At 71.7% G+C, this 11,479-nt stretch carries 15 protein-coding genes; 11 read left to right on the top strand and 4 right to left on the bottom strand.

From position 1 onward, the window contains the following. Nucleotides 1-106: 106 nt before the first annotated feature. The 3 genes from IEZ05_RS28735 to IEZ05_RS28745 all read left to right on the top strand — a co-directional run bounded on the left by IEZ05_RS28735 (nucleotide 107) and on the right by IEZ05_RS28745 (nucleotide 2,418). Entirely contained in the window at nucleotides 107-865 is a 759-nt protein-coding gene (locus IEZ05_RS28735; RefSeq protein ID WP_189233184.1) for a GOLPH3/VPS74 family protein, read from the top strand. Nucleotides 866-1,198: 333 nt separating this feature from the next. Then, the gene (locus IEZ05_RS28740) at nucleotides 1,199-2,011 is read left to right on the top strand and encodes a helix-turn-helix domain-containing protein (protein ID WP_189233185.1); all 813 of its coding nucleotides are present in this window, start codon (nucleotides 1,199-1,201) and stop codon (nucleotides 2,009-2,011) included. 215 nt (nucleotides 2,012-2,226) lie between these two features. Beyond that, on the top strand, nucleotides 2,227-2,418 hold the full coding sequence (locus IEZ05_RS28745) for a DUF397 domain-containing protein (protein WP_189233186.1): 192 nt from the start codon (nucleotides 2,227-2,229) through the stop codon (nucleotides 2,416-2,418). Nucleotides 2,419-2,514: 96 nt separating this feature from the next. Here the strand turns inward: IEZ05_RS28745 and IEZ05_RS28750 are convergent, their stop codons facing one another. After that, entirely contained in the window at nucleotides 2,515-3,393 is an 879-nt protein-coding gene (locus IEZ05_RS28750; RefSeq protein WP_189233187.1) for a MerR family transcriptional regulator, read from the bottom strand. A gap of 56 nt (nucleotides 3,394-3,449) precedes the next feature. Beyond that, entirely contained in the window at nucleotides 3,450-3,971 is a 522-nt protein-coding gene (locus tag IEZ05_RS28755) for a glutathione peroxidase (RefSeq protein ID WP_229869905.1), read from the bottom strand. A 128-nt stretch (nucleotides 3,972-4,099) separates the two neighbouring features. Here IEZ05_RS28755 and IEZ05_RS28760 point away from each other — a divergent pair, with 128 nt between their 5' ends. Then, a complete protein-coding gene (locus IEZ05_RS28760; protein ID WP_189233188.1) occupies nucleotides 4,100-4,762 on the top strand; it encodes a hypothetical protein in 663 nt (220 codons plus the stop codon). On the opposite strand, the gene IEZ05_RS28765 is transcribed toward IEZ05_RS28760, so the two are convergent. Beyond that, nucleotides 4,656-5,246 carry a TetR/AcrR family transcriptional regulator gene (locus tag IEZ05_RS28765; RefSeq protein ID WP_189233189.1) on the bottom strand — a complete coding sequence of 197 codons (591 nt, stop codon included), beginning with the start codon at nucleotides 5,244-5,246 and terminating at the stop codon, nucleotides 4,656-4,658. The genes IEZ05_RS28760 and IEZ05_RS28765 overlap by 107 nt on opposite strands. 222 nt (nucleotides 5,247-5,468) lie before the next feature. Here IEZ05_RS28765 and IEZ05_RS28770 point away from each other — a divergent pair, with 222 nt between their 5' ends. Further along, on the top strand, nucleotides 5,469-6,398 hold the full coding sequence (locus IEZ05_RS28770) for an alpha/beta hydrolase family protein (protein ID WP_189233190.1): 930 nt from the start codon (nucleotides 5,469-5,471) through the stop codon (nucleotides 6,396-6,398). A 44-nt stretch (nucleotides 6,399-6,442) separates the two neighbouring features. Here the strand turns inward: IEZ05_RS28770 and IEZ05_RS28775 are convergent, their stop codons facing one another. Then, complete coding sequence (locus tag IEZ05_RS28775; protein WP_229869906.1) at nucleotides 6,443-6,778, bottom strand: hypothetical protein; 336 nt, start codon at nucleotides 6,776-6,778, stop codon at nucleotides 6,443-6,445. Between the two features lie 311 nt (nucleotides 6,779-7,089). Between IEZ05_RS28775 and IEZ05_RS28780 the strand changes: the two genes are divergently transcribed. The 6 genes from IEZ05_RS28780 (at nucleotide 7,090) to kdpF (ending at nucleotide 11,477) form a co-directional block, all read left to right on the top strand. Then, nucleotides 7,090-7,611: a toxin-antitoxin system HicB family antitoxin gene (locus IEZ05_RS28780; RefSeq protein ID WP_189233191.1), complete on the top strand. Its 522-nt coding sequence runs from the start codon at nucleotides 7,090-7,092 to the stop codon at nucleotides 7,609-7,611. 94 nt (nucleotides 7,612-7,705) lie between these two features. Next, on the top strand, nucleotides 7,706-8,548 hold the full coding sequence (locus tag IEZ05_RS28785) for a DUF4097 family beta strand repeat-containing protein (protein ID WP_189233192.1): 843 nt from the start codon (nucleotides 7,706-7,708) through the stop codon (nucleotides 8,546-8,548). 64 nt (nucleotides 8,549-8,612) lie between these two features. Then, nucleotides 8,613-9,605 carry an ATP-binding cassette domain-containing protein gene (locus IEZ05_RS28790; RefSeq protein WP_229869907.1) on the top strand — a complete coding sequence of 331 codons (993 nt, stop codon included), beginning with the start codon at nucleotides 8,613-8,615 and terminating at the stop codon, nucleotides 9,603-9,605. Beyond that, entirely contained in the window at nucleotides 9,602-10,420 is an 819-nt protein-coding gene (locus tag IEZ05_RS28795; protein WP_189233193.1) for an ABC transporter permease, read from the top strand. The genes IEZ05_RS28790 and IEZ05_RS28795 overlap by 4 nt, the downstream gene beginning before the upstream one ends. Nucleotides 10,421-10,613: 193 nt before the next feature. Next, nucleotides 10,614-11,162: a GtrA domain-containing protein gene (locus IEZ05_RS28800; RefSeq protein ID WP_229869914.1), complete on the top strand. Its 549-nt coding sequence runs from the start codon at nucleotides 10,614-10,616 to the stop codon at nucleotides 11,160-11,162. A gap of 225 nt (nucleotides 11,163-11,387) precedes the next feature. Next, nucleotides 11,388-11,477: a K(+)-transporting ATPase subunit F gene (kdpF, locus tag IEZ05_RS28805; RefSeq protein WP_007451765.1), complete on the top strand. Its 90-nt coding sequence runs from the start codon at nucleotides 11,388-11,390 to the stop codon at nucleotides 11,475-11,477. Nucleotides 11,478-11,479: the final 2 nt, after the last annotated feature.

An 11,479-nucleotide genomic window follows, 5' to 3' on the forward strand; every position in this document is an offset into this window, starting at 1 on the left:
GACGAGAACGACATACCTACTGGTTCCACTACGAACCGGTCACGCACCCTCGACAGACCAATGTGAGAGGGGTCACCCTGTCTGTCATCCACGCGGGGAGGCATGGATGGGCAGGAGCCGCAGAACACTTCCGGAGGAGCTTCTGCTGCTGGCGCTGGACCCGACCACGGGTACCACCGCACAGCCGCAGTCGCTCGACCTCGGTCTGGCCGGAGCACAGCTGGTGGAGCTGGCGCTGGCCGGACGGATAGCCCCAGACGGGGATCGTATCGCCGTGGTGGCCCCACGGCCGACTGGAGATCCAACACTCGACTGCGCGTTGGAGCTGCTGCGAAGGCGTGGCGCTCCCGTACGGGCGGTCAACTGGATTGGCGGACCCCGCCTGGGGCTGCGCCAGACCTATCTCTCGCATCTGGAGCGCTGCGGCATGGTGCATGCCGTGGAGGGCCAGATGTGCGGGGTGCTGCCGACGACTCGCTACCAGGCGACGGACACGGCGATCAGCCGGGAGATCAAGGCCCGGCTGGACTCGGCGATCCGCACCGGCGTACCGCCGGACCCGCGGACCGCGGCGCTCGCCGCGCTGGCCCACGCGGTCGGACTCGGCAAGCACCTCTACCCGGGCAACGAAGGACGCTCGTCGCGGTCCCGGCTGCGGGACCTCATCCGGCACGATCCTATGGGCGGCCTGGTGGCGCACGCGGTGATGGACGTCCAGAACGGTGCGGCGGCCCAGCCGCGCCGCAGCCCGGCACCGGCCGGCCGGCAGGCCGCCGGACCGGGGGCGAGGCCCGCCCCGGAACCCGCCCGCGGTGTTCCGGCGCAACCGCGCCACGGATCCATGGCGCGTGCCGTGGTCCACTGAGCCGCATCACCGGCACCACACGCAGGACCGCACCACGCAGGACCGCACCACGCACGCACGACCACGCACCGCCGCACCGACAGTCCCCGAGACCCGGTAACGGGAGCCGCAGGTCCGCGCGGGGCGGCGGGACCGACCGTACGTCCGGCACACCCGGACGGGGCCGGACCCGCCGCCCCGCGCGGCCATGTGTGCGGGTGCGACCCCGAACTGGCGTGTACGCGGCGCATATCGACCGTTTCCCAGCGGTAGAAAGCACCTTGGTGGCAGTCTGCTCAGCAGCAGATACGCAAAGTGGCAGGTATGAGTCACGCAGCCGGAGGTGCACGTCCCGTGGCGTCCAATGTCAATCCCACCGTCAGGCGGCGCCGGCTGGGCCAGGAGCTGCGCCGGCTCCGCGAGCTCAAGGGCATGACGGCCGAGGAGGTGGCGGAGCGGCTGCTGGTCTCGCAGTCGAAGATCAGCCGTCTGGAGAACGGCCGGCGCAGCATCAGCCAGCGTGACGTCCGCGACCTGTGCGGGGTGTACGAGGTCGAGGACCAGCGGATCGTCGACTCGCTGATGCAGATGGCCAAGGACTCGCGCCAGCAGGGCTGGTGGCACGCCTTCGGAGACATCCCGTACAGCGTCTACATCGGCCTGGAGACCGACGCGGAGTCGCTGCGGACGTACGAACCCCAGATCATCACCGGCCTGTTGCAGACCCGCCCGTACGCGGAGGCCCTGATCCAGGGCGCGTTGCCCGAGACATCGGTCGCCGACATCGAGAAACGGGTCCAGGTCCGCATACGGCGCCAGGAGCGCATCTCCGCCGAGGCCAACCCGCTGCGTCTGTGGGTGGTTCTCGACGAGGCGTCCCTGCGCCGCGTCGTGGGCGGCAAGCAGGTGATGCGCGAACAGCTGGAGCACGTCGCCGAGATGTCGCAGCTGCCGCACATCACCGTGCAGGTGCTGCCGTTCGACGTCGGGGCGCACCCCGGCATCAACGGCCAGTACTCCATCCTGGAGTTCGCCGACGCGGCCGACTCCAGCGTCGTGTACATCGAGGGCGTCACCAGCGACCTCTACCTGGAGAAGGCCCAGGACGTGCAGAAATACACGGTGATGTACGAACATCTGCGAGCCCAGGCGCTGAACGTGGAGTAGTCCCGTCAGCTCATCGAGGACGTGGCGAAGGAGTACGCGCGCTGAAGGCGGCGGGATGCTACACCCCTGCCGGGTCTTGCTGGAAGAGTCGCTGGAATATGCCATCCGGTCGGGTGAATGGCTGCTCCGATCCGCGAGGTCAGCGAGTAGCGTCGATCACGCCAAAGATCAAGCGTCATTGGCGTAAACCGCACTCACTCGCCATCGGAGCAGACATGGCAATTCTTCAGGGCGCCACGGAATCTTGGACCAAGTCCTCCTACTCCGGAGGAAACGGCGCGTGCGTCGAGGTCAAGTCCCCGGTCGTGACGGCGCTCGCCGTCCGCGACTCCAAGGTCCCCGAGGGTCCGGTCCTGGCTTTCCCCGCCGACGCGTGGAAGGCCTTCGTGACCTCGGTCAAGGGCTGACGACTCCACGCACGGCCCGACCGGCACCGCCGGCAGAGCCCTCTCGACCAGTTCGCCGACCTTGCCGAGAGGGCCCTGTTCACCCCGGCGGCGCGGTCACCTCACCGGGAACGCCACGTCGCACACCGGATCCTCCGGTCCGGCCGCGTCCCAGTCGGCGAAGTACACCTCACGGCACGGCCCGTCCACGGTCAGACCCCGGTCGGCGATCCACGCCTCCACCGCCTCGAAGGCCGCCAGGATCTGCGGATGGGCCACCTGGGCCTTGGTGATCCGGGTGAAGGCCAGCCGCCGGGCCGGCTCCACCCGCACCCGCGCCTCCCATGCGCGCCCGTGCCGTTCCACCCACGCCCGCGCCGCCGCCTCGTCGGCGACCGGCACGCACGACTCGGCCGGGCCGTCGCTCTCCAGCGACACCTCGGAGTGGTAGGCGACGTACGGCGCCGCGACCACGCCCCCGCAGCCGCGGGCCGCCTCCTCCAGCCGCCCCAGCGAGGCACCGATCCACGCCGGCAGTTCGGGCGCCAGCGTGTGCCGGGTCTCGGTGATCAGTACCCGCCCGGGCACGTCCACCGTCTCGACCGCGAACTTCTCGTACACCTCGGAGTCCTTTCCCGACAACCGTGCACGGAGGTAGGCGGCGAGCGTGCGCTGCCCGGCGAAACGCGCCTCCACGTCCGTCCAGTACGCGCCGAGCAGCCCGGCCGCGCCGGCGCCGTCCGCCCGGACCACCTCGGCGACCCGGGCCAACGGCATGTCCAGCTGCCGCAGCAGCGCCACGAGCCGGGCCCGTTCGACCTGGCCGGTCCGGTAGTAGCGGTAGCCAGTGGTCTCGTCCACGTGGGCCGGCGTCAGCAGGCCCAGACGGTCGTACAACCGCAGGGCCTTGGCCGACAACCGGGCCCGCGCGGCGAACGCCCCGATGGTCAGCAACTCGTCGTCGCGCGCGTCGTCCACGTCGTCATCCTCCGCCACCGGGCGGTCCGTTCCGCCCGGCGACGACGAGGCTCGGCCCTGCCCCAGGGACAAGGTCAACCGGCGAGGCGCTCCTCGACGGCCGCGACGACCTCGGCCGACTCCGGCTCGGTCTGCGGCGAGAAGCGGGCCGCGACCTTGCCGTCCCGTCCGATCAGGAACTTCTCGAAGTTCCAGCGGATGTCCCCGCTGTGCCCCTCGGCGTCGGCGAAGCCGGTCAGGCGGTCGTACAGCGGGTGCCGGCCCTCCCCGTTGACGTCCACCTTCTCGGTCATCGGGAAGGTGACCCCGTACGTCGCCGAGCAGAACTCGGCGATCTCGTCGGCGCTGCCGGGCTCCTGCCCCATGAACTGGTTGCAGGGCACGCCGAGCACGGTGAAGCCCCGCTCCGCGTACCGCTCGTGCAGCCGCTCCAGGCCGGAGTACTGCGGGGTCAGCCCGCACTTGGAGGCCACGTTGACCACCAGCACCACCCGGCCGGCGTACTGGGCGAGGTCGGCGGCCCCGCCCTGGAGGGCGCCGATCTCGACGTCGAGGGGGAGGCTGTCGTTGTTGCGCGCGTTCTCTGCGGTCGTCATGGACGGATGCTAGCCCCGAGGTCCGGCACGCCCCGTCGCCCGCCCGGCCGCCGGCCTCGCATGCGCCGCGTCACCAGCGGCTGAGCCCCAGTATTGAACGCGTTCAAAAAAGGTGGGAGCATGCGGTCATGCCGACCCACTCGTCCGGCCGTTTCCGGCGGTACGCGACGTCCGCCGCCTGCTCGCTCGTCCTCGTCCTCGCGGGGTGCAACCCGCACATGTACGACGACGTGCCCGCTCCCGGCGACGTCCGGCGAGCGGAGGTCGTGGGCTCGTGGGACGGCTACGACCGGACGAACGTCGTCCTCCGGCCGGACGGGACGGCGGGCATCCGCCTCCTGGACGGGCAGGAGTTCGACTTCGACGACCGGTGGCGCGTGTCGGGCACGGGCCGCTGGTCCCTGACCGACGAGCCCGTCGGCTGGAACGACGGCCCGCACGTCCGCCTCACCCTCGCCTCCCGCACCGCGTCGGCCACGCGGACGCCCGCCCCCGACGAGCCCACCGGCCCGGCGGACGCACCCGAGCCGGCACCCCCGGCCTACACGTGGACCTTCGAGCTGCGGCGCGACGGGAGCGACGCGCTCGAGCTCTACTTCTTCTTCGGCGACCCGGACTCGCGCAGCACGTACGTCCTCCAGCGGGCGCGGCCCCGGGCCGTGTCCGACCCGGCGCCCGGCCACGTCACCCCGCCTGCCGCATCCCCGCGACGAGGAGGGCGACCAGCGGGCGGGCGTCGTAGCGCGAGTCGTTCTCGGCGCCGATGCAGAGGTTGCCGACGCCGCGCATGAGCTGCAGGGCGTCGAGGCCGGGACGGACCTCGCCGGCCGCGACGGCGGCGTCGAGGATGCCGGCGCACACCGGCACGAGCCGGTCGAGGAAGTACGCGTGCAGCGTCTCGAAGCCGGCCTCGTCGGAGCGCAGTGCGGCGGCGAGCCCGTGCTTGGTGACCAGGAAGTCGACGAACAGGTCGATCCACCGCCCCAGCGCGGCGTGCGGACTCGCGCTGTCCGCCAGCAGCGCCGGTCCGGCCTCGGCCAGCGCCTCGACCTGGTGCCGGTAGACGGCGACGATGAGGTCCGCCCGCGTCGGGAAGTGGCGGTAGATGGTCCCCATCCCCACGCCGGCCTCGGCGGCGATGTCGCGCACCGGTGCCTCCACGCCCGACCTGACGAAGACGGCGGCGGCCGCGTCCAGCAGCGCCTGCTGGTTGCGCCGGGCGTCCTTGCGCCTGGGCTCGGCGGTACTTCCCGTGCGGTGACCGCTGTCGTGCACGCGGCTGCTCCTTCCCTGGTCCTTGCAAAACGGAACGGCGCTCCGTATTGTTTGCGGAACAAGGTTCCGTTTCCTGCATGATGGCAGACCTCGGAACCGGCGGCCAGGCCACCCGTCACGCGTGGCCCCGGCCCCCCTGCTCTGCCCGCCGCCCCGGCACACCGAGCGCCGGGCCCGCCCCGCTCCGCGAACACCCGCGAAACCCGTACGGAAGGCACAGCCATGCCCGCACAGAACCCCGCGCACGCGAGCGCACCCGCCGTGGTGATCTCCGCGAAGCCGGTGACCCTGCCCGCCCCCGGCCGCGGTGAGGACCTCCAGGTCCGGGTCTCCGCGCCCGCGACCGGCGACGGCCTGCCCGTCGTCGTCCTCTCGCACGGCTTCGGCTGGTCCATGAACGGCTACGCGCCGCTCGCGGACTTCTGGGCCGCCCAGGGCTTCGTCGTCCTGCAGCCCACCCACCTGGACTCCAGGACCCTCGCCATCCCCGCCGAGGACCCCCGGACACCGCGGATGTGGCGCTTCCGCGTCGAGGACCTCACGCGCGTACTGGACGGACTCGACGTCCTCGCGGCCGCCGTGCCGGGACTCGCCGGCCGTCTCGACCACGACCGCGTCGCCGTGGCCGGACACTCCTGGGGAGCCCAGACGGCGAGCACGCTGCTGGGCGCGCGCGTCCTCGACGCCGACGGAGTCCCCGGCGAGGACCTGTCCGACCCGCGCGTCAAGACGGGCGTCCTGCTCGCCCTGCCCGGCCTCGGCGACGACCTGACCCCGTTCGCCGCCGAGCACCTCCCCTTCATGCGGCCGTCCTTCGACCGCATGACGGCCCCGGCCCTCGTGGTCGCCGGCGACCACGACGACTCCGCTCTGTCCACGCGCGGACCGGACTGGTTCACCGACCCGTACACCCACAGCCCCGGCCCCAAGAGCCTGCTCACCCTGTTCGGGGCCGAGCACTCCCTCGGAGGCATCCCGGGCTACGAGGTCGCCGAGACGACGGACGAGAACCCGGCGCGCGTGGCCCTGCTCCAGCACCTCACCACGGCCTACCTGCGCAGCGCCCTCGATCCGGCGGACAACGCCTGGAAGGAGGCGGTCACCGCGCTGGCGGAGGACGCCGACCCGCTGGGCAGGGTGGAGAGCAAGTAGGAACCGAGCGCCGCCCCGATCTCCCCTACGACCGCACCTGACGGTCAGTGGCCGTGGCTGTGCAGCCGGGGCCGGTGGAGCCGGTGGGCGGCCGGGCGGCGGGGTTCCTTCGTCTCCTCCGCGATGCCGGTGCTGTCCAGCCGGCGCTTCTTGCTGCGGCGACGCGCCAGCATCGTGCCGCCCAGCAGCATCCACATGCCCAGGCCGAAGATCAGGGTGAGGGCGATTCCGCCGAGGAACGCCCCGAGGGTGCTGATCGTGAACGGCTGACTCCCCAGCAGGGTCACCGTGTAGTCCGGACCGCCGGACAGGTTGTACGCGATCAGCAGGCCCGCGAAGGCGGCGGCGCCCGCCATGAGCAGAAGACCCAACAGCACCATGGTTCTCACCTCGTCGTGTGGTGGTGTGCGTGGGTGTGCTCCCCACGGGTTTCCAGAAGAAGCGGGGAGCAACGCGCCTCGGCCGACTGGTCCGAGGCGGGCATGCCCAGGAGGGGTGACGGGTTTGGCGCCATGCGGCGCCACCCGGTGCCACCAGGGGCCATCGAAAGCGCATCGGCGTGCTGGCGTCGGCGCCACGTAAAACACAGCCTCTGCCCTTTCTGCAGGTCAGAGCGGGTACCGCCGCTCTCGGCGACACGAGATGCCATCAACGCTTGCGCATGACGCCATCATGGTGCCATCATGGCGTCATGGACCTCACCCCGTATGTCGACACCCTCCGCCGCGAACTCGTGGTGGCCGCCGATGCAGGCGGCGACGAAGCCCGCGCGCTGGCCGAGCGGCTCACGGCTCCCCTGGAGTCGGCGACCCGGTTGACCATGCTCAACGTGCTCTCCGCCGCGATGGACGAGATCACTCGTGAACTCGCCCCCGGCTCGGTCGACGTGCGGCTGCGGGGGCTGGACCCCGACTTCGTCGTGACACCGGCGCCCACCGACGGCGGCGCCTCCGCCGAGCCCGCGGCCGTGACCGCCGGACCGCTTCCCACCCCGGCCCCGGCCGAAGGCGACGAGGGCGGCACCGCCCGCGTCAACCTGCGTCTGCCGGCCCACCTGAAGGCGCGTGCCGAGGAGGCCGCGAGCCGTGAGGGCCTGTCGGTCAACGCGTGGCTGGTGCGGGCCGTGTCGGCCGCGGTCGAGGGCGGCGCCGCGCCGCGCGCGACGGAGCGGACCCGCAGTGTCGGACAGAGCTTCACCGGCTGGGTGCGCTGACCGCGCCCACGCCCGCACCTCGAAGAAGCACAGCAACCCCACCCCACGTCCCACCAGCGGGGACGCCCCAAGGACTCAAGAGGACGGTACAGCCATGCCTTCTTTCGACACTCCCGAACCGATCGCGGTGACCGCCCACGTGGGCGCGGGTTCCATCCGGTTCACCGCGGGCGACCGGCTCGACACCGTCGTCGAGGTGCGGCCCGGCGACCCCGCGCGGGACAAGGACGTACGGGCCGCCGAGCAGACCGAGGTCTCCTACGCGAGCGGCGTCCTGACGATCAGCACGAAGGAGCGTCGCTTCATCGGGCCCACCGGCTCCGTCGACGTGACGGTGGAGCTGCCCACGGGCTCGCGCATCGACACGACCGGCTCCTGGACCCAGGTGCTCGGCGAGGGACGGCTCGGCGAGGTCCGGGTGAAGACCTCGGGCGGTGACGTCCGCATGGACATCACCGGCCCGCTCCAGCTGACCGCCTCCCACGGCTCGGTCACCGTGGACCGGGTGGAGGGCACGGCGGAGATCACCACCAGTTCCGGCAGCGTGCGCGTCGGCCTCGTCGAAGGCTCCGCCGTCCTGAAGAACTCGCACGGCTCCACGACCGTCGGCACCGCCATCGGCGACCTGCGGGTGAGCCACGCCAACGGTGACATCAACGTCACCCGCGTCGAGGGGTCGCTCACCGCCACCACCGCGCACGGCGCACTGCGGGTGGGCGAGGTGGCCCGCGGCGAGGTGCAGTTGGAGACCTCCTACGGCGCCATCGAGGTCGGCATCCGCGAGGGCACGGCCGCCTGGCTCGACGCGCACTCGGACGCCGGTCGGGTGCGCAACACGCTCACCGCGTCCGACGCTCCCGGGGAGGCCGAGGACACCGTCAAGGTCCGCGCCCGCACCCGGTACGGCAACATCGACGTCCGCCGCGCCAAGGTCTGACCGGCCGCGCCTCCGCGCACGCCGACCCGCCCCCGCCACTTCACCCCTCGAACGGGAGGGCTCCATGCCTTCATCTGTCATGCCCACGCCCAGGCAGGCGGCCGGCCGGCCGTCGCCGGCCGCCGTCTCCGCCGTCGGACTGCGCAAGGCGTACGGCGAGAAGACCGTCCTCGACGGCATCGACCTGCACATCCCGGCCGGTTCCGTCTTCGCGCTGCTCGGTCCGAACGGCGCCGGCAAGACCACCGCCGTGAAGATCCTCTCCACGCTCGTCTCCGCCGACGGCGGGCAGGCCCAGGTCGCGGGCCACGACATCGCCACGTCACCGGACGGGGTGCGGGCGGCGATCGGCGTCACCGGGCAGTTCTCCGCCGTCGACGGCCTGATCACCGGCGAGGAGAACATGCTCCTGATGGCGGACCTGCACCACCTCTCCCGTGCGGAGGGCCGACGGGTGACCGCCGAGCTGCTCGAGCGGTTCGACCTGGCCGACGCGGCGAAGAAGCCCGCCTCCACCTACTCCGGCGGCATGAAGCGCCGCCTGGACATCGCGATGACCCTGGTCGGGAGCCCGCGGATCATCTTCCTCGACGAGCCGACCACCGGCCTCGACCCGCGCTCGCGGCACACCATGTGGGGCATCATCCGCGAACTGGTCACCAGCGGGGTGACCGTCTTCCTCACCACGCAGTACCTGGAGGAGGCCGACGAACTCGCCGACCGCATCGCGGTGCTGAACGACGGCAGGATCGCCGCCGAGGGGAGCGCCGAGGAGCTGAAGCGGATCGTCCCCGGCGGACACGTACGCCTGCGCTTCTCCGACCCCGCCGCCTACCGCTCCGCCGCCACCGAGTTGCGCGAGGTCACCAGGGACGACGAGGCGCTCACGCTGCAGATCCCCTCGGGCGGCAGCCAGCGCGAACTGCGCGCCGTCCTCGACCTGCTGGACTCGGCCGGCATCGAGGCGGACGAGCTGACCGTGCACACCCCCGACCTCGACGACGTGTTCTTCGCCCTGACCGGCGGCACCGACCAGCCCAAGGAGACTGCCCGATGAGCACCCCCGTGGCGCCCGCCCGTCCGTCCCGGTTCTCCCTCGCCGTGCGCGACTCGTCCACGATGCTGCGCCGCAACCTCCTGCACGCCCGGCGCTACCCGTCCCTCACCCTGAACCTGCTGCTCACGCCGGTCATGCTCCTGCTGCTCTTCGTCTACATCTTCGGCGACGTGATGAGCGCCGGCATCGGGGGCGGCGGAGCCGACCGCTCCGAGTACATCGCCTACCTCGTGCCGGGCCTGCTGCTGATGACCATCGGCAGCACCACGATCGGCACCGCGGTGTCCGTCTCCATGGACATGAGCGAGGGCATCATCGCCCGCTTCCGCACCATGGCCATCCACCGCGGCTCCGTGCTCATCGGGCACGTCGTCGGCAGCGTGGTGCAGTCGGTCATGAGCGTGCTCCTCGTGGGCGCCGTCGGCGTGGCCATCGGCTTCCGGTCCACGGACGCCACGGCCCTGGAGTGGCTGGCGGCGTTCGGGCTGCTGGTGCTCTTCACCGTGGCGCTCACCTGGATCGCGGTCGGCATGGGCCTGATCAGCCCGAACGCGGAGGCGGCCAGCAACAACGCGCTGCCGCTGATCTTCCTCCCGCTCATCTCCAGCACCTTCGTGCCGGTGGACGCGATGCCCGGCTGGTTCCAGCCGATCGCCGAGTACCAGCCCTTCACCCCGGCCATCGAGACCCTGCGCGGCCTGCTCCTCGGCAGCGGGATCGGCCACAACGGCTGGCTCGCCCTCGGCTGGTGCCTGGCCCTCACCGCGCTCGGCTACTTCTGGTCGAAGTCGGCCTTCGACCGCGACCCCAAGTAGCCGCGAGACCGACCGTCCCACCCGCGGGGCGGCGTACTCCGACACCACGTCGGCGTACGCCGCCCCGTTCGCGTTCACCGCCGTCCGAGTCGCTGACCTGCGCGTACACAGCCTCCTCGGCAGGGTGGTGTCACCTGGGAAGGCGGTCTGTGTCAAATTCGGCTGCGAGTGGTGCCATACGTGTGCCACGATGATGCCATCGCTGAAGGGGTCGGCGAGGAGGGGGTGGATCGTGAACACGGAACAGGTCCGGCAGCAGGCGGGACCCGGCGCCTTCGCGTCCTTCGCCCGCTTCGTGCTGTGCGGTGGCGGGGTGGGGCTCGCGTCCAGCTTCGCCGTGGCGGCCCTCGCCTCCTGGATCCCCTGGGCCCTGGCCAACGCCGCGATCACCGTGGTCTCCACGCTCCTGGCCACCGAGCTGCACGCCCGCTTCACCTTCGGCGCGGGCGGACGCGCGACGTGGCGCCAGCACACGCAGTCGGCCGGGTCCGCGGCCGCCGCGTACGCGGTGACGTGCGGGGCGATGCTCGTCCTGCACCAGCTGGTGGCGGCACCCGGCGCGGTACTGGAGCAGGTCGTCTACCTGTCCGCCTCCGCACTCACCGGCGTCGCGCGGTTCGCCGTCCTGCGCCTGGTCGTCTTCGCGCGGAACCGCTCGCGGTCCGCGGTCACCGGCACCGGCGAGCGGCTGTGGCAGCGCACGGACACCACCGTCCGCCGCCCGCGGCTCCGGGCGGCCTGAGGGCAGTACGGCAGTACTGCCGTCAGGGATGCGTCAAAGGTGTTCGGGCCACCGTAAGGAGGTCGTCAACGGCGGTCGAATCCGGCCACGGAGGGTCTTTCCTCTCCTTGTCAGATACTTCTCCGTACCTCACTAGGAGCTCGCGATGGCCGACGTGGCCTTCGTCGTCACCATGATCGCGGTGTTCGCGCTCGTGGCTCTCGTCGCCAAGGGGGTGACGAGGCTGTGACCGCCGAGAACGTCGTCGGCCTGATCGTGGCCGTCGCTCTGCTGGGTTACCTCGTCCTCGCCCTGATCCACCCGGAGAGGTTCTGAGC

It is taken from the genome of Streptomyces flaveolus, from assembly GCF_014648815.1.
In the GTDB taxonomy this organism is placed as follows: Bacteria; Actinomycetota; Actinomycetes; order Streptomycetales; family Streptomycetaceae; genus Streptomyces; species Streptomyces flaveolus.